The following is a 17840-nucleotide window of genomic DNA, read 5'->3' as shown; positions in this document are numbered from 1 at the left end:
AATTATCATTTGTTAGACAGTCTACCTAGCATCGCTAAAATGCATTTATTCCGATATCTTGTATCACTTATCAATAGCCAAAAAATAGTAAGAATACCATGAGTAAAACCGTCAAACACAAAACTGCCGATACCCCGCCATCGAGGCGAATGCCCAATCGTGATGTGCGTCCATTTTTTGAGAAACTGGCAGCGACGATTAATGAGCCGGTTACGGAATTGAATTATAAAAGTAATTTTGAGCTACTGATCGCGGTAATCTTGTCTGCGCAGGCGACGGATGTGAGCGTCAATATCGCCACCCAGCAACTATATCCCGTAGCAAATACGCCCGAAGCAATCTTGGCATTGGGTGAAGACGGTTTAAAATCTTACATCAAAAATATTGGCCTATATAATGCCAAAGCCAAAAATGTCATCAAAACTTGCCGAGATTTGATTGAGAAATTTGACAGCACCGTCCCTGATAACCGCACAGACTTAGAGTCTCTCGCTGGCGTTGGACGTAAAACCGCCAATGTGGTCTTAAATACCGCCTTTGGTCAGCCAACCATGGCGGTTGACACTCATATCTTTCGGGTGGGTAATCGTACGGGACTGGCCACTGGAAAAAATGTCTTGATCGTTGAAAACAAGCTGGTCGAGCGTATCCCAGAAGATTTTATCGTGGATGCGCATCATTATCTTATTTTACACGGGCGCTATACCTGCCAAGCTCGTACGCCCAAATGCGGTGCTTGTCCTGTTTATGACGAATGTATGTTTAAAGACAAAGCCAAGTTCTTGGAGCTATAGTTTTTAGAACTATAACCACTCTATTTATAAAAGACTTTATGGATCTACTTTATATGAATAAAGACCTAATCTCGTGGTTACAAGATGCAATAGACGCCCTCTTACCTTTGTAAACGTTATTTTAAAAATCAGGAAGCCAGATGCATACGCTGACCGCGCTATTATTCGATAATTTTGAGACTTTAGATCTATTTGGACCTATCGAGATGTTTGGTTGCTTGCCTGAGCATTATCGTCTGCAATTTTCCTCTTTAAGCGGTGGAATCATTCATAGTAAGCATGGCGTTGCAATGCAAACAATCGCTGTCAGCGAGTTAGATCATCAGACTGATATCTTGTTGATGGTTGGCGGCATGGGTACTCGCCAGCAAATCAATCACAAATCATTTTTGCAGACGCTGACAACCTTGGCTGACCATGCTGATTGGGTGCTTAGCGTTTGTACAGGTAGCGCATTATTAGCTAAGGCTGGCGTCTTAGATGGCAAGCGTGCAACGTCTAATAAACTGTCATGGCAGTGGGTGATAGCACAATCTGACAAAGTCCATTGGGCTGAGCAAGCACGCTGGGTTGTCGATGGCAAATTTTATACATCCTCAGGTGTCAGTGCAGGTATGGACATGGCGCTTGGCTTTATCGCTGACAGACATGACATCGATACGGCACGTCAGATTGCTAACTATACTGAATATCGCTGGCAAGAAAATAGCGAGATTGATGACTTTTACCACGGTTAATCCATGTCTAGTTACCGCTTAGTATTATCCATCGCTAGAGTTTTACCTCGATACACGGTAAAATGTGCTAATTTTTTTATTCGTTTTCGCCTTTTATTTTTATATACATTTAATAATGACTGAGTTCATAGACTACAGTCCCTGCAATTAAGCGATCCCATTATGCGTGAATACAACTTATTTACCTCAGAATCTGTGAGCGAAGGTCATCCTGATAAAATGGCTGACCAAATATCAGATGCCATCCTTGACGCTATCTTACGTGAAGATTTGCATGCACGCGTGGCATGCGAAACCTTGGTTAAGACAGGTGCTGTGATACTAGCAGGCGAAGTCACCACGACGGCAAATATCGATGTTGAGCGTATCGTGCGTGATACCGTAAACGGTATTGGTTACCACCATTCAGACTTAGGCTTTGATGGCGAAACATGCGCGGTCATCAACATGCTTGGCAAACAATCTCCTGAAATCGCTCAAGGTGTCGATCGTAGCGACCCTGAAGAGCAAGGCGCAGGTGACCAAGGTCTCATGTTTGGCTATGCCAGTAATGAAACTGAAGTATTGATGCCTGCCCCTATCGAATTTGCTCATCGCTTGATGGAACGCCAATCTGAGCTGCGCCGCGCAGGTGAGCTACCTTGGTTACGTCCAGATGCCAAAGCGCAAGTGACTTTAAAATACGATGGTAGCAAGCCTGTTGCCATTGATGCTGTGGTGTTATCAACGCAACATGATCCAAGTATCTCGCAAAAAGATTTGCAAGAAGCGATAATGGAATCTATCATCAAACAAGTATTACCAGCTGATTTACTGCATGCTGGTACGCGCTATCATATCAACCCAACGGGTAAGTTTGTGATTGGCGGTCCTGTTGGTGATGCAGGATTGACAGGTCGTAAAATTATTGTTGATACGTATGGCGGTATGGCGCGTCATGGCGGCGGTGCATTCAGTGGTAAAGATCCATCAAAAGTAGATCGCAGTGCTGCGTATGCCGTGCGTTATGTGGCTAAAAATATCGTCGCTGCAGGACTTGCTGAGCGCTGTGAAATACAGGTCAGCTATGCTATTGGTGTCGCTGAGCCAACCTCTATCTCCGTCAATACTTTTGGTACGAATAAAATCAGTAATGATGAAATTATCCGTCTGATTCGCACCCATTTTGATCTGCGCCCTTACGGCATTACCCGTATGCTAAATTTATTACAGCCAATGTATCAGCAAACGGCGACTTTTGGTCATTTTGGTCGTCCCGGCTCTGAAACTGCCTTTACGTGGGAAAAAACAGACAAAGCTGAAATCTTAAAAGCAGAGGCTGGTTTGTAAAAATATCAGGTTGCACCCCTTACAAACCATCTTTATAAATTTAAAATTACCGACACTTATTAGGAGTCACTTATGTCTCAAGACAACAACACTCAAGACAACAATGTTGACGCTAACATTGAGATTACCCCTGAAATGCAGGCATTTTATCAACGTGCTGATGCCATCATTGGTGTCGCAAACAGTCAATTAGGGCCTGAGGCTCATTCAGGACAAGTAGGCGCTTCTTTATTATATGCAGCCGCACGCTATAGCGCGTCTGTCGCTTCTATCGGTTTCGTCAAAGGCGATGACTTTGCCAAAGAAAAAGATGATATCGTAGAGTTTTATGTCAAACAGTATCGCCAAATGCTGAGCGATAACTTGACTGATTATGCGCAGAACTTTGATAAATATGTTCAGCTTAATCAAGATGACAAAGCAGCCAAATAGTTCTATTGCCTTTAGCTAGCATGTCTAAAACTGATAGTAGTAACTCAAACCCAAGCTTAATCATAGGCTTGGGTTTTTTATTAACCATGATTTAGTAGATGACTGCTGATAAATAGGCTACTATCAATTAGAGTCGCCTTGTTCATCACATGGTTGCAACCGGCTATCGATAACAGGGATTTACCGAACACTATTTATAAGGACATATGATTATGAACCACTTATTCAAATCATGGCGATCATGCCTGTCGTTAGTAGGGTTATCAGTAACTATTGCCTTGACTGGCTGTAATAATATCCAAAGCATCGATGCGCCTGACACCGCCCCTATTCATACCACTGGGCACAGCCAACAGAACAGCGACAACCCTTTTATCAAGTGTCCATCTTACAATCCTGAGCAAACGATGTGCACCGCCCAATATGACCCTGTTTGTGTCAAAGTAAAAACCAACTCAGGATTTAGTTATCGCACTGCGGGCAACTCATGTTCGGCATGTGGCACAACGGCGGCAGTGGGTTATGTCAAAGGACAGTGCTCATAACCTTGCTTCTTAATTCCCTTACTTCATAACTTTGTGTAAGTGCTCTATATAAAACTAGAAAAGACAGCCAAATCATATAAAAAAGCACCCGCTTAATCGTAAGCGAGTGCTTCTTTATCATCTTTTAGATCAATAAAATCTAACCTTCAGATTTTTCAATATCAGGTGGGCCTGTCAGCAAATTTTCATCACGAAACTCATTGGCTGAATTATGCTCTGCTGACTCTTCGGTGACAAACCATTGCTGGTTACGATACAGTATCAAACGGTCTCGGCTCAAGCCACGTAGTAATGAGTACATCATAACAACTATCACAATCGCAAAAGGAAAACCTGACACAATTGAAGCTGCTTGTAGCGCACTCAAGCCACCTGCTGCTAATAATACGGCTGCAATGACACCCTCTGTACCTGCCCAAAAAAGACGCTGTATTTTAGGTGGATTAGCATCCCCACCTGATGTCAACATATCGATGACAAAACTGGCCGAATCAGATGACGTGACAAACCAAAGCACAATCATCACAACGATAAGCAAGTTCACAGCCGATGTCAGCGGATAAGACTCCATGAGCTTAAAGATGGCACTACCTGTATCCGCCTTAACAGCTTCTATCAAGCCAGGGCTAATGAGGTTGGGATCAGCAGCTGCCATTAATTCCATATTAACTGCTGAACCACCGAAAGCGGTAAACCATAAGAACAAGATAGTGATAGGGATTAATAATACCCCTAAGATAAACTCACGAATGGTCCGACCACGAGAGATGCGAGCGACAAAGACACCAACGAACGGTGACCAGCTTATCCACCATGCCCAATAGAAAATCGTCCAAGACGCCTGCCAGTTTTCTTGACCATCATAAGACTCTGTCCAAAGACCCAATGGCACAATTTGATGTAAATAATTGCCAATGTTTTCTACAAAGCTATTAAAGATAAACTGGGTCGGCCCTAAGATAATCACAAAACTGAGCAATATCACAGTAAATAATATATTGGTATCACTTAAGCGCTTAATCCCTTTATCTAGTCCCATGAATAGAGACAGACCTGCCAACATAGTGATTAAAGCAATCAAAATAATTTGCACTGTAATATTATTGGGTATACCAAATAACGTCTCAAGACCTGAGTTAATTTGCAATACCCCAAGACCTAAAGTGGTCACTACCCCAAACATCGTACCAAATACCGCCAGTGTATCTACCGTATGACCCCAGCCACCATAGATTTTTTTACCTAATATAGGATATAGTGTCGAACGAATGGCCAAGGGTAAACCCACTCGATAGTGGAAATAAGCCAATGACAACGCGACCATGCCATAGAGCGCCCACACATGTAAGCCATAGTGTAGGAACGAGATATTCATCGCTTGCTTAGCGGCTGCAACTGTTTCAGCTTCTCCTAACGGCGGCGCCATAAAATGATACAAGGGTTCAGCCGTACCCCAATAAAGCAGCCCAATACCGATACCAGCTGAAAATAGCATACCGATCCAAGATACTAGATTGTATTCTGGTTTCTCATTTTGATGACCAAGCCTGATATCGCCATAACGGCTAAATATCATGTAAATACTCATCACCAACGTTAAGTTGACCACTACAATAAAGAACCAGCCAAAGCGTAAAGACACGAATGCTTTTGCCTGACCAAATACCAGTTCAGCCTGCTCATTAAAAAAAGCACCAAAAATGATAAACACAAGAATTAATAGGGCTGAAGTTAAAAACACAGGTTTACTTACCCGTGGAAAAGGGCCTAATCGGCCAACTTTTACATGATCCATTTAGTCGTCTCAATTTTTGAAGGGGCTCACCTTACCAAGATACTACACAACTATCAAATCGAATCAGACACTTTATAACCTTGCTATTGGTCAACAAATAAAAAAATCCTAAGATAGCGACGCATCTTAGGATTTTAAATAACAATTACTATATTGTACTTTTACGTAAAACCAATACAAACTAACTGCATGATTAGTCTCATAAAAAACAGCTCTAAAACGGACATATAAAGCTTTTTAATCACCTTTCACAATTTTAGGTGGACCTTTCAACAAGTGCTCATCTGCGAACTCATTGGCTGAGTTATGATCTGCTGATTCTTCAGTAATAAAGTGCTGCTGAGCTCGATACAGTATCAATCGATCTCGGCTCAAACCACGAAGTAGTGCATACATCATCGCAAATACCACCAAAGCAAAGGGCAATCCTGCTACGATAGCTGCTGCTTGTAGCGCACTCAAGCCACCTGCTGCAAGCAAAATTGCTGCAATGATACCCTCGGTAGTTGCCCAAAATAAACGCTGGATTTTGGGTGGATTGGTATCACCACCTGCAGTCAACATATCAATCACAAAGCTTGCTGAATCTGATGACGTCACAAACCAAAGTACAATCATAATAACGATCATCAACGTGACTGGTTGAGCCAAAGGATAAGATTCAATCAATTTAAAAATCGCACTACCAAAATCTGCTTGCACCGCTTCTATCAAACCCGGACTGACGAGAGCTGGATCAATAGCAGCCAGCAGCTCCATATGAACAGCAACGCCACCAAAGGTTGTAAACCAAAAGAACAAGATCATCATAGGAATGAGTAACACGCCAAGCACAAACTCTCTAATTGTACGTCCACGGCTAATACGAGCAATGAATACACCAACAAATGGTGCCCAGCTTACCCACCATGCCCAATAAAATATCGTCCATGCTGACTGCCAATTTTCTTGACCTTCATACGACTCACCCCATAGACCTAGAGGCACAACCATCGAAAGATAGTTGCCGATATTTTCTAGAAAGCTATCAAAGATAAAAAGTGTCGGACCTAAAATGACCATAAAGCCGAGCAAGATGGTCGTCAGTCCGATATTAATATCGCTCAAGCGCTTAATGCCTTTGTCTAAACCCATCATAACGGAGATAGCGGCTAAAATAGTCACAAAAACAATCAGCGCTATCTGTATCGTTAGATTATTAGGAATACCAAACAATCGCTCAAGCCCTGAATTAATCTGCATAACCCCAAGACCAAGCGACGTTACCACACCGAACATCGTACCAAATACGGCTAGGATATCGACAGCATGTCCCCACGGACCATAGATTTTTTTGCCCAATATAGGATAAAGCGTTGAGCGAATCGACAATGGCAGCCCACGGCGAAAGTGAAAATAAGCCAAAGACAATGCCACAATAGCGTACAGTGCCCATGCATGCAGACCCCAATGCAAGAAGGTAATGTTCATCGCTTGCTTAGCGGCAGCGATAGTTTCAGCCTCACCAAGGGGCGGTGCCATAAAATGATATAAAGGTTCTGCCGTACCCCAATAGACGAGTCCAATACCGATACCAGCAGAGAACAACATACCAATCCATGAGAACAGACTATACTGTGGCGTCTCAGTTTGCGCACCCAAGCGAATATCGCCATAACGGCTCATCGCAAGATAAATACAAAGCAATAATGCTAAATTTACTAAAATAATAAATAACCAACCGAATTTATTGGTAATAAAACTTTGTAAAAAGCTAAATAATGCACCGGCGGTTTCAGTAAAAAACGCACCAAAAATGATAAATCCAACGATAAGTAGCGCTGAAATAATAAACACAGGTTTACTTACCCGTGGAAAAGGGCCTAACCTGCCAACTTTTACATGATCCATTTGTTTGTTAGCCTTAGTTTTTTAGGAGGGTCACCTTAACAAGATACCCTCCAACTATCAAATCTAAATAACTATCTACCATTTCATTATTGATAGAAATAGAGCAAAACTATTTGATGGCCCAACCTACAATAGTGCAAAAGTTTAGAAAATTAGAGAGCAATGACTACTGCGGTAGCAGTTGTAATAATCCACTATTATTGCCATCTTCTAGTAGCCAAACTTGTCCATCTACATTTAACACACTACGAATACGCTCGCCCATATCATAACGATAGCGCTCAGTCGCGTTGTTATTTTCATTAAGGTCCACCACTATCAGCGCTTTTGATGATAGACCACTTATCAGCACCTTCCCTTGCCACGCTGGGAAATCATTATATTTTCCAGCGTTATATATACTCATCGATGAAGGTGATATAACAGGTGTCCAGCTAACCTTGGGCGCAGAAAAATCAGGATGCGTATCGTGATCGGGAATATCCGTCCCTGTATAATTACGCCCATTCGAGACGATTGGCCAGCCATAATTATTACCTTTTTCAATGAGATTGAATTCATCACCGCCTCGTGGTCCCATCTCGTGCGCCCAAAGCCTACCTTTCTCATCGAACACCATACCCAATACATTGCGATGACCGATTGTCCAAAATTGCGCGGCTATGTCATTACTATTATCTGCAAAAGGATTGTCTGCTGGCACTGATCCATCAGGATTCAACCTAATAATTTTGCCCAAATTGACGCTCATATCCTGTGCTGGCGTTTTTTCTTGGCGCTCGCCTGAACTGATATATAAATATTTTCCGTCAGGTGAAAAAAGCAAGCGATGACTATAATGCCCCTGCCCTTTTACTTTCGGGGTTTGCTCCCAAATGGGCATAGTATCTTGCAAACTTGGCGTGGCTGTATTCATTCCTATCAATGTAGCTTTGATAACTTTAGCACCAAAATTATTACTATCAGTGCCATCACCTGCTTCAACGTAGCTGATATATACTTGATTAGACGTGACAAAATCTGGTGCAAGGATAATATCGCCAAGACCGCCTTGCCCACCATAAGCCACTTTCGGTATACCATTAATGGTTGTCTTAGCACCTGTTGCCGTATCAACAATGAATAACTCGCCTGTCTTTTGGGTAACAAGCAATTTTGATGACTTATTATTAACGGTAGGTAATGCTGTCATTGCCCAAGGCTCATCAAAAGTGGCAATCTTCTTGGTTACAAATTCAGGTTTTTCAGCACTTGCTAGCGATTCGTTAGCAGAGGCTTGCCCTTCTTTATAAGCTGTCAGGTCTTCATGGGTATTGATTGCGGTTTGATTGGAGCAAGCAGGAGCACTAAACAGCAGTGCTGTGATAATTATCGGTAACATTAATGGCGTGCTTAGGTGCTGCGTACTGATGATCGTCATTTTATCGTCTCCGTGAGTGTTGACGTCTGATTCTTGATTCTTCATGCTTAGTTTATTTATAACATAGTCAAAGTGCTTAAACCGTAAATAATAATAGCGCACAAAAAAAACCCTTACCTGCCTGTATAAACAATAGGCAAGTAAGGGATTTGTTTTAAACCACGGTTATTTAGCGTTGGATATTAGCTCATTCTAAGTTTCTCAAAAACCAACTCATCATCTGCGCTAACATCGACTTTGATGATATCGCCAGCGACAAAATCACCTGCTAACAGTTTCAATGACAATGGGTTTTCGATCTCTTGCTGGATAGCACGTTTTAGTGGACGCGCACCATACACAGGATCGTAACCAACTGCCACCAGCTTGTTCATCGCATCGGCTGATAGCTCGATATCCAACTCACGCTCATGCAAGCGCTGACGTAAGCGATCCAACTGAATCGAAGCAATACCTGCCATCTGTGACATACCAAGCGGATGGAATACCACAATCTCGTCAATACGGTTGACGAACTCTGGGCGGAAATGCTGCCCAACCGACTCCATCACCTCAGCTTTGATCTCCTCGTAGCTTTCACCGACCATCTCTTGGATTTTATGCGAACCCAAGTTGCTGGTCATAATGATGACCGTGTTTTTGAAGTCCACCACGCGACCCTGTGAATCCGTTAAGCGACCATCATCCAATACTTGTAGCAGGATATTGAACACATCAGGGTGTGCTTTTTCAACTTCATCAAACAAAATCACACTATAAGGCTTACGGCGTACAGCTTCAGTTAATGCGCCACCTTCTTCGTAGCCAACATAACCTGGAGGCGCGCCGACCAAACGGCTGACACTGTGCTTCTCCATATATTCACTCATGTCGATACGAACAATCGCATCTTCAGAGTCGAATAGGAAGTTCGCCAGTGATTTAGTCAGCTCAGTCTTACCGACACCCGTTGGTCCTAAGAATAAAAACGAACCTGAAGGACGATTCGGATCAGACAAACCAGCACGGCTACGGCGTACAGCATTGGCTACCGCTTCAACTGCTTCATCTTGACCAATAACGCGCTCATGGAGTTTTTCTTCCATCGCTAGCATCTTATCGCGCTCGCCTTGCATCATTTTACTCACTGGAATACCAGTCGCTGCAGCAACGACTTCAGCAATTTCATTATCCGTGACTTTATTGCGCAGTAATTTTACACCACTGCCTTCGCCTATCTGCTCTTTTTGTTCCGCCAAGTCAGACTCAGTAATGCGACGCTCTAACTGCGGAATCGTCTCATACTGCAGCTTACTCATGGTCTCATAGTCGCCTTCACGACTGGCTTTGTCATAAGCGATACGCGCTTTATCCAGCTCGTCTTTTAGCTGCTGACTGCCTTTGACCAACGCTTTTTCTGCTTGCCAAATCTCATTGAGATCTGCGTACTCTTTTTCCAATTCTTCAATTTGTGCATCAAGCACTTTACGCTCTGCTTGTGCGCCAGTATCTTCTTCATTTTTGAGCACTTCACGCTGCATTTTTAACTGAATCAAGCGACTATCAAGCTTACCCAGTGCTTCAGGTTTGCTGTCCATTTCCATACGCAAACGACTTGCTGCTTCATCAATTAAGTCAATCGCTTTATCTGGCAGCTTGCGATCGGTAATATAACGATGGCTCATCCGTGCAGCAGCAATAATCGCGCTGTCTTGGATATCAACCCCATGATGCAGCTCATAACGCTCTTTTAGACCACGCAAAATCGCAATGGTATCCTCGACCGTTGGCTCGTCGACCAACACCTTTTGGAAACGACGTTCAAGCGCCGCATCTTTTTCGATATACTGGCGATACTCATCCAATGTCGTGGCACCGACACAGTGTAGCTCACCACGTGCTAGCGCTGGTTTTAGCATATTACCGGCATCCATCGCACCATCGGCTTTACCAGCACCTACCAAAGTATGCAACTCATCGATAAATAGAATGACATTGCCTTCTTGCTTTGATAAGTCACTGAGTACCGCTTTGAGTCGCTCTTCAAACTCACCACGGAATTTTGCACCCGCAATCAATGAGCCTAGATCTAACGACAGCACTTCTTTGCGGCGTAGTCCCTCTGGTACATCACCATTGATGATTTTTTGTGCCAAACCTTCAATAATAGCCGTTTTACCAACACCCGGCTCGCCAATAAGTACAGGGTTGTTTTTGGTACGACGTGACAGTACTTGAATGGTACGACGAATCTCTTCATCGCGACCAATCACAGGGTCAAGCTTACCAAGTTCCGCCTGTTCAGTTAAGTTAATCGTATATTTATTCAGCGCATCACGCTGATCTTCAGCATTTTGATTATTCACGGTTTCATCACCACGCAATTGTTCAATCACTGTTTTTAGTTTGCTCGCTGTTACGCCAGCACTCTCAAATATCTTTTTGGTTTCGCCTTGTTCAGCGAGTGCCAACATCACCCATTCAGTCGCGATAAAATCATCGCCTTCTTTTTGTGCTTGACGATCTGCCAAGTTCAAAATTTTAACCGAATTCGGGTTTAAATTAACGTCACCTGTTGGCTCACTAATCGTTGCTTGATTGTCGAGCGCCTTTGCCACGCCATTTTTTAGCGCAGGAATAGACGCGCCTGCCTGTTGGCAAATAGATAGATTAGACTCGTCTTGTAGCAATACTGCAAGCAGATGCACAGGGTCAATACCTGTATGGTCACGTCCTAATGCTAAGCTCTGTGCTTCTTGAATGGCAGATTGCAGCTTCTGGGTAAATTTTTCGAACCTCATAATTGTGTCCTTTTATAATTAGTATTTTCAGTCAGTTGATACAGCATAAAATGATAAAAGAGCGACGTTTAAAACATCACGTTTATCATCAACTTTACCACGTATCAATCACCATTATTTGTTATCTATATAAGGTATAACGTACAAGATTTCAACCCACTTATGCAAGTTGTCAATCACTATTTATGACTTATTAGTAAATACCAAAAAAACAGTAAGATTGCAGAGGTACAAAAACCTTACCAATACCAATGATATCATCATAAACTATCAATAGGCATGTTAAGAGGATATTTCAAGAAAATAAATAAAAAACAATAAAAGTAAGGACTTAATAATAATATAAGATAAGTAATAGTTGGGTATAGAAGATGTTGTAATACAGTTTTATCGCTAGATAATCTACTATATGATAGCCAAATTGGCTTAAAACTCACTCTACGATTTCTATCGATGTACCAACCTTAACTGCCCCCATAATCTCATCCATCTCACTATCAGTGACCGCAATGCAGCCATCAGTCCAGTCACGTTGTTGGTTCATCCACGCTAGATGCCCAAAGCCATTCATCTGCCCGTGAATCATAATATCGCCACCAGGATTGATGCCACGTGATCGCGCCCGAGCTTTATCCGCAGCATTGGGATAGCTGATATGTATAGAGCGATGGGCAATAGAGTTCTCATTCTTATAATCTAAGGTATACACACCAACAGGTGTGCGCTCATCGCCTTGTTGCTGTTTATGACCAACTGGACTATCCCCTAACGCAATACGATAAGATTTAACCACTTTATCACCACTTAATAGCTGCAAAATACGATCGGATTTATCGACAAAAACTTTATCGATAACCACCGTACTAGAAATAGGCTGACCTTTATTACCTGTAATCTTCGCATCTGAAGAGGTGGTTTTGACATACTCTATTGCACTGGTGCTCATAATGGTAGCTAGCCCCAATCCTATCGCGACAAACAAACGATGCGGCTTTTTGCTAAAATTTAGAGAAAAAAATGACATAGGCTTTGATAACTCCGTTTGGCGTTCAAGAATGAAATGACAACATCACACGCGATTAACTTATCAAAGCACCATGCCAGCTTTTGTGAAAATTTAATGGATAACATTACACCATACGAATCGCACCATCTAAACGAATGACTTCTCCATTGAGATAAGCATTATCAATGATGTGCATGACCAACTTGGCAAACTCATTAGGATTGCCCAGACGCTTAGGATAAGGTACGCCCGCCTCTAGTTGCTCGCGCGCTTTTTCAGGGATAGTCTCCATCATCGGCGTGGCAAATACCCCAGGCGCTATCGTCATGACGCGAATACCATGACGTGCCAGCTCACGCGCTAGTGGTAAGGTCAGACCGACAACCCCCGCTTTAGACGACGAATAGCTTGCCTGCCCTACTTGCCCATCAAACGCAGCAATAGAAGCAGTATTAATAATGACGCCGTTATCAGTGTTTTTTCCTGCCCCGCTGTCTGCGTTATTGGTATTCGCTACACGCTTCGCAATACTGGCTGCGACCAAACGTGCCACATTAAAAGAACCGACAAGATTAATATTAACGCCTCGACTAAAGGCATCAAGATCCGCTGGGTTGTTATCACGGTCGAGCAGCTTTTGCACAACAGCAATACCCGCGCAATTAATAGACCCTTGCAAACCGCCAAATTCTTTTTCAGCCGTATCAACAGCCGCTTGCACTTCATCACCACTGGTGACATCGCAACGTGTAAAGCGAACGTTATCGCCTAGTTCAGCCACCAACGCTTGACCAGCTGATTCATTCAGATCTGCGATGACAACTTTACCACCTTGATTCACGATAGCCCGAACCACTGCCTCTCCCAAACCTGATGCACCGCCTGTGACCAAAAAGCCCTGTTGTTCAATTTGCATAATTATTCCTTTCATTAATATTTTTACTGTTATTTTTATCAGTTATCGATTTTTTATCTTAACCTGACGATATGAGTGCGTTGCTTTTTATCTATGCCGCAGACAAACTGCGTAGCAAAAAGCGCTGAATTTTACCACTTGGAGTCTTCGGCAATGCTGCCACAAACTCAACCTCACGTGGATAAGCGTGAGTCGATAGACGTTTGCGTACGAGCTCTTGAATCTCCTTGGCAATCTCATCCGTTCCTTCGATACCGTCTTTTAGCACCACATAAGACTTAATGGTATGACCGCGCACCTCATCTGGCACACCGACAGCAGCAGACTCTGCGACTGCCTCATGCTCAAGCACCGTGTTTTCGACATCGGTAGGGCCAACGCGGTAACCTGCCGTAATAATGATGTCATCATCACGGCCTGAGAACCAATAGCTGCCATCACTGTGACGCTCAACCACGTCGCCTGTTAAATAATAGTCATCCGCGAAGGCGTCTTTTTCGTTCCAGCTATAACCGCGGAAATAAAACGCTGGCGATTGACTGACCACTACGGCAAGCTGCCCTTGCTCGCCATCAGGTAAGATGTTCATGTCATCATCTAACACCACCAATGTGTGTCCTGGTAGCGCCATGCCCATCGAGCCAACCGGACATTTATGTGCTAACGCATGGTGCTCACAGCAAGTCATTCCCGTCTCGGTCTGCCCATATTGATCACAAACTTTACAGTTTAAATAGGTTTCAACCCAGTTGACCACTTCGGTATTTAAGGTCTCGCCTGCTGAATTGGCACAGCGTAGGGATAATTTAGTGTCAGTGTCTGATTTTTCAAACACGCCACTCGATTTCATCATACGAAATGCCGTCGGTGAGGACGCTAAATTGGTAATTTTATGACGTACCATAAAGTCGCGGGTATTGGCAGCGTCAAAGCCAGCTTCGTTAAAATAGGTGGTGACACCTAATAATAAAGGCCCAGTAATCGCGTAATACAATCCATACGCCCAGCCAGGATCAGCCATGTTCCAGTAGTTATCATCGGCTCGCAAGTCAATCGCATAGCGCATATAGAGATAAAATGCTGAGAGCGCGCTTAATGGCACACTAACGCCTTTTGATTTACCCACTGTACCTGAGGTAAACATTTGCAGAAAGGGTGCATCGGTATCTAATAAAACCGCGTCTACTGTTTGCGGCTGCGTCGCCATCATCTTGGCATAATTATCATCGCCCCAACTGTTTTCACTATCAGCTTGCGCGTCATTCTCGCTGCCAACCATGACCATTTTGGTCTGCTGAGCCAAGTCTTCAAATTTTCCACGATTTTCTTGATTGGTAAAAACCACTTTGGTATTGGCTTTGTCCATCCGATACTTAATCGAATCATAGCCAAAGGCGGTAAATAACGGTTGATAAACCGCGCCAATCCGCCAAGTCGCTAATACAATGGTGAGCAGTTCAGGGGTGCGAGGTAGCATGGTCGCCACTTGGTCGCCAATTTTTACGCCATAAGACAGCAATAAATTGGCGACTTGCGCGCTTGCCTTATCAAGCTCAGCAAAAGTCATGCGCGTCACATTGCCCGCTGTATCTTCATGTACTAGCGCCAGATTATCGCCACGACCGTCACGCACATGGCGACCACAGCACGCCATATAAGCGTTTAAACGATCATCTAAATGCTTACCAAATATCTCAGTTAATAGCGCATTCATATCAAAGTTATGATAGTAATCGCTGTAGCTCATTGGCGGCTGTGCAGGATGGTTTGAAGATGTATTTACAAATGATGGGTCTGAAGAAGAGGTGTTCATAAGCTAATCCTTTAGCAATATCAGGTAACTGGCGAAATAAGAGATTTATCAGCAGAAAAACAGTCATATCCTAGCAACTGTTTATTCTTCTTGTTCGCACATATTAATGTACATATGCTCTATTAGTAACGCATTTTAATATTTATTTCAATACATAACGTATCATTTTTATAATCCGATCACAAAATTCTTAATGGCATTTTATGTTAAAGAACTCAGCAGCCCCTTAAAAATCCTAGCAGCGCTTTTTCTTCACAGCTTTGATACTGTTTAGTACGCCCCCGGCGCGCTTGCTTATAAGGCTCAAAGAACTGCCCCGCCAAAAAACGCTCTATAATCACTGGATTGATATAAGACGATCGGCAGACAGCAGGGGTATTGCCCAGCTCTGCTGCCACACTTTTTACCATGTTAGTGACCAGTTGCTGGCGCTCATCGCTATTGGGATCACTGGCTAATATTGCTTTGCCCTGAGCGCTCTGTAACTCATCGTGCAAGTAACTGGCGGCAAGGACACTGGCCATCCAAGTACGAAAGTCCTTTGCGCTATATAAATTACCGCTATACATCTCCCTGTAACGACCATGACCGCTAGTATGCGTGCGTAGATAGTCATTAATATCGCTACTGTCGACGACTTGCTTGTGACCATTGTCATCTAAATATTTAAAAATCTGATAACCAGGTAACTCAGAACATGCTTGTACAATCTCAATCAAACGCTCATCTTGCAATTCAATATGATGCTCTTTAGCACTTTTACCGACAAAATCAAACGCCAGTCCGTTATCGGTTTCGCTCACGTGCTTACTGCGTAAAGTACTCAAACCATAGCTTTTATTAAGTTTCGCATAGCGGCTATTACCGATACGAATTAAGGTCTTTTCTAATAACTTGACCACTGCCGATAAGACATTGTCACGGGATAATGATTTTGCCTCCAAGTCTTTTTCGACTTGCAAGCGTAAATTCGGCAATGCTCTAGCAAAACCTATCATGGCATCGAATTTGGCTTGGTCACGTACACGATCCCACTCAGGGTGATATAAGTATTGTTTTCGCGCTTTGTCATCGCGCCCCGTCGATTGCAAGTGCCCTTTATCATCTTGGCATATCCAAACCTCTGACCACATCGGCGGTATCACTAGCGCATCAAAACGCTGACGCAAGGCTTTGTCTTTGACTGTTTTGCCCGTTGCATCGCGATAGGTAAAGCCGCGCCCCCAACGCCTGCGCGTAAACCCAAGCTCATCATCACTGACATAGCGCAGATTAGCAAGACGAGCGAGTTTTTCATAATCATGGCGTATGTCTTGCGTGGTGGTTTGGTCATCTAACGTCGCCATAATACATACTCGATTGATAAAATAGTCGTTTTAGCATAATGAATTGCGATTGTTTTTGCTGTTTATTTGCCACAAGCAAAGTGTAATCGATGTGTAAAATAAAACAGTGATAAAAATAGCGATACGGGTTCTAAGCCATGCGTTTTTGAGGCATAATTTAGCACTACTCACGACTTAAGTTTATAAAAAATGAACCATTCATCTGTAAAAATAAAACCACTAACTATCACTGATTACGACCTTTGGTTACACTTATGGCAAGATTATCTAAAATTTTATGAGACCAGTTTGCCATCAAGTACCATCCAAAACACGTGGCACAGTTTGCTCGATAGCGATGTACCGATTTATGGTTTTGGTGCTTGGCAGGACGATAAGTTGGTAGGTATCACACATGTGGTGCTGCATCCCAATACGTGGAATACTAACGAGTGTTGTTATTTAGAAGATTTATACGTCACTGATAATGTACGTGGTCAAGGCGTAGGACGGGTACTTATTGAGCAGGTCTATGCCTTTGCCAACGACAAAGACTGCAACCGTGTATATTGGACGACGCAAGAGGGAAACACCGCGGCGCGCAAACTCTATGACGCAATCGCCACTCAAACAGATATGGTGCAATATCGTAAAAATCTATAATTTTACTAAATATTATATGACTGAAACTTAAAAGACAGTCATAAAAAAACGCCAAGCGTTAAACACTTGGCGTTAATCTGTTGCCTATTAATCTAAAAATAATTACTTACCATAAACACATAAATAAGCAGTCTCTACTGCCACTTTTACTTGAAACTTCTGATTGGCTTCAACGGTAAACTGTTCGCCCGCATTAAAGGTTTGCCATTCATCACTCTCTGGTAGCTTGACCGTCAATGCACCGCTGACCACACTCATGGTTTCAAATTCGCTGGTGCCAAATTCGTACTCGCCAATCTCCATCACACCGACAGTAGCTGGCTTGGTCGCCGTTTGGAAAGCAATAGAAGTAACTTTGTTATCAAAATAACTATTAACGCTTGGCATAATTTTCC

Annotated in this window: 15 protein-coding genes; 6 read left to right on the top strand and 9 right to left on the bottom strand. The window is 43.1% G+C overall.

Going from position 1 to position 17840, the window contains the following annotated elements; all coding sequences use genetic code 11:
* The first annotated feature begins 98 nt into the window (after window positions 1-98).
* From nth to JFC10_RS01195, 5 genes are all read left to right on the top strand, one after another.
* Window positions 99-794: an endonuclease III gene (gene nth / locus JFC10_RS01215; RefSeq protein WP_198331289.1), complete on the top strand. Its 696-nt coding sequence runs from the start codon at window positions 99-101 to the stop codon at window positions 792-794.
* Window positions 795-934: 140 nt separating this feature from the next.
* Window positions 935-1531 (top strand): DJ-1/PfpI family protein, encoded by a 597-nt coding sequence (locus JFC10_RS01210; RefSeq protein ID WP_198331288.1) that lies wholly within the window; start codon window positions 935-937, stop codon window positions 1529-1531.
* A gap of 162 nt (window positions 1532-1693) precedes the next feature.
* Complete coding sequence (gene metK / locus JFC10_RS01205; RefSeq protein ID WP_198331287.1) at window positions 1694-2860, top strand: methionine adenosyltransferase; 1167 nt, start codon at window positions 1694-1696, stop codon at window positions 2858-2860.
* Window positions 2861-2932: 72 nt separating this feature from the next.
* Window positions 2933-3292: a DUF3144 domain-containing protein gene (locus JFC10_RS01200; protein ID WP_193010919.1), complete on the top strand. Its 360-nt coding sequence runs from the start codon at window positions 2933-2935 to the stop codon at window positions 3290-3292.
* 212 nt (window positions 3293-3504) lie between these two features.
* Window positions 3505-3837, top strand: a complete 333-nt coding sequence (locus JFC10_RS01195; protein ID WP_193010918.1) for a hypothetical protein — start codon at window positions 3505-3507, stop codon at window positions 3835-3837.
* 139 nt (window positions 3838-3976) lie between these two features.
* Here JFC10_RS01195 and JFC10_RS01190 read toward each other — a convergent pair whose 3' ends face one another.
* The 8 genes from JFC10_RS01190 to JFC10_RS01155 form a co-directional block, all read right to left on the bottom strand.
* Window positions 3977-5632: a BCCT family transporter gene (locus JFC10_RS01190; RefSeq protein ID WP_198331286.1), complete on the bottom strand. Its 1656-nt coding sequence runs from the start codon at window positions 5630-5632 to the stop codon at window positions 3977-3979.
* A 237-nt stretch (window positions 5633-5869) separates the two neighbouring features.
* Complete coding sequence (locus JFC10_RS01185) at window positions 5870-7522, bottom strand: BCCT family transporter (protein ID WP_198331285.1); 1653 nt, start codon at window positions 7520-7522, stop codon at window positions 5870-5872.
* Window positions 7523-7688: 166 nt separating this feature from the next.
* A complete protein-coding gene (locus JFC10_RS01180) occupies window positions 7689-8942 on the bottom strand; it encodes a PQQ-dependent sugar dehydrogenase (RefSeq protein ID WP_198331284.1) in 1254 nt (417 codons plus the stop codon).
* 182 nt (window positions 8943-9124) lie between these two features.
* The gene (clpB, locus tag JFC10_RS01175; protein WP_198331283.1) at window positions 9125-11722 is read right to left on the bottom strand and encodes an ATP-dependent chaperone ClpB; all 2598 of its coding nucleotides are present in this window, start codon (window positions 11720-11722) and stop codon (window positions 9125-9127) included.
* Window positions 11723-12155: 433 nt separating this feature from the next.
* On the bottom strand, window positions 12156-12746 hold the full coding sequence (locus tag JFC10_RS01170) for a L,D-transpeptidase family protein (RefSeq protein WP_198331282.1): 591 nt from the start codon (window positions 12744-12746) through the stop codon (window positions 12156-12158).
* Between the two features lie 106 nt (window positions 12747-12852).
* On the bottom strand, window positions 12853-13644 hold the full coding sequence (locus tag JFC10_RS01165; RefSeq protein WP_193011207.1) for an SDR family NAD(P)-dependent oxidoreductase: 792 nt from the start codon (window positions 13642-13644) through the stop codon (window positions 12853-12855).
* A gap of 91 nt (window positions 13645-13735) precedes the next feature.
* Entirely contained in the window at window positions 13736-15457 is a 1722-nt protein-coding gene (locus JFC10_RS01160) for an AMP-binding protein (RefSeq protein ID WP_198331281.1), read from the bottom strand.
* Between the two features lie 215 nt (window positions 15458-15672).
* Entirely contained in the window at window positions 15673-16803 is a 1131-nt protein-coding gene (locus tag JFC10_RS01155; protein WP_198331280.1) for a DNA topoisomerase IB, read from the bottom strand.
* A gap of 189 nt (window positions 16804-16992) precedes the next feature.
* On the opposite strand from JFC10_RS01155, the gene JFC10_RS01150 reads away from it, so the two are divergent.
* Window positions 16993-17445, top strand: coding sequence for a GNAT family N-acetyltransferase (locus tag JFC10_RS01150; RefSeq protein WP_198331279.1), 453 nt, complete (start codon window positions 16993-16995; stop codon window positions 17443-17445).
* A 102-nt stretch (window positions 17446-17547) separates the two neighbouring features.
* On the opposite strand, the gene ppnP is transcribed toward JFC10_RS01150, so the two are convergent.
* Complete coding sequence (gene ppnP, locus JFC10_RS01145; protein WP_045445514.1) at window positions 17548-17832, bottom strand: pyrimidine/purine nucleoside phosphorylase; 285 nt, start codon at window positions 17830-17832, stop codon at window positions 17548-17550.
* Window positions 17833-17840: the final 8 nt, after the last annotated feature.

It is taken from the genome of Psychrobacter aquimaris (assembly GCF_016107525.1).
Lineage (GTDB): Bacteria > Pseudomonadota > Gammaproteobacteria > Pseudomonadales > Moraxellaceae > Psychrobacter > Psychrobacter aquimaris.
Note: the sequence above shows the minus strand (reverse complement) of the source record. Positions and strands in the feature narration are given on the sequence as shown.

Bases quoted from the DNA above. Each gene is read 5' to 3' on its own strand.
- JFC10_RS01165 (WP_193011207.1), bottom strand. From the start codon at position 13,644: ATGCAAATTGAACAACAGGGCTTTTTGGTCACAGGCGGTGCATCAGGT.
- JFC10_RS01150 (WP_198331279.1), top strand. From the start codon at position 16,993: ATGAACCATTCATCTGTAAAAATAAAACCACTAACTATCACTGATTAC.
- nth (WP_198331289.1), top strand. From the start codon at position 99: ATGAGTAAAACCGTCAAACACAAAACTGCCGATACCCCGCCATCGAGG.
- JFC10_RS01170 (WP_198331282.1), bottom strand. From the start codon at position 12,746: ATGTCATTTTTTTCTCTAAATTTTAGCAAAAAGCCGCATCGTTTGTTT.
- JFC10_RS01210 (WP_198331288.1), top strand. From the start codon at position 935: ATGCATACGCTGACCGCGCTATTATTCGATAATTTTGAGACTTTAGAT.
- JFC10_RS01160 (WP_198331281.1), bottom strand. From the start codon at position 15,457: ATGAACACCTCTTCTTCAGACCCATCATTTGTAAATACATCTTCAAAC.
- ppnP (WP_045445514.1), bottom strand. From the start codon at position 17,832: ATGCCAAGCGTTAATAGTTATTTTGATAACAAAGTTACTTCTATTGCT.
- JFC10_RS01185 (WP_198331285.1), bottom strand. From the start codon at position 7,522: ATGGATCATGTAAAAGTTGGCAGGTTAGGCCCTTTTCCACGGGTAAGT.
- metK (WP_198331287.1), top strand. From the start codon at position 1,694: ATGCGTGAATACAACTTATTTACCTCAGAATCTGTGAGCGAAGGTCAT.
- JFC10_RS01200 (WP_193010919.1), top strand. From the start codon at position 2,933: ATGTCTCAAGACAACAACACTCAAGACAACAATGTTGACGCTAACATT.
- JFC10_RS01155 (WP_198331280.1), bottom strand. From the start codon at position 16,803: ATGGCGACGTTAGATGACCAAACCACCACGCAAGACATACGCCATGAT.
- JFC10_RS01190 (WP_198331286.1), bottom strand. From the start codon at position 5,632: ATGGATCATGTAAAAGTTGGCCGATTAGGCCCTTTTCCACGGGTAAGT.
- JFC10_RS01180 (WP_198331284.1), bottom strand. From the start codon at position 8,942: ATGACGATCATCAGTACGCAGCACCTAAGCACGCCATTAATGTTACCG.
- clpB (WP_198331283.1), bottom strand. From the start codon at position 11,722: ATGAGGTTCGAAAAATTTACCCAGAAGCTGCAATCTGCCATTCAAGAA.
- JFC10_RS01195 (WP_193010918.1), top strand. From the start codon at position 3,505: ATGAACCACTTATTCAAATCATGGCGATCATGCCTGTCGTTAGTAGGG.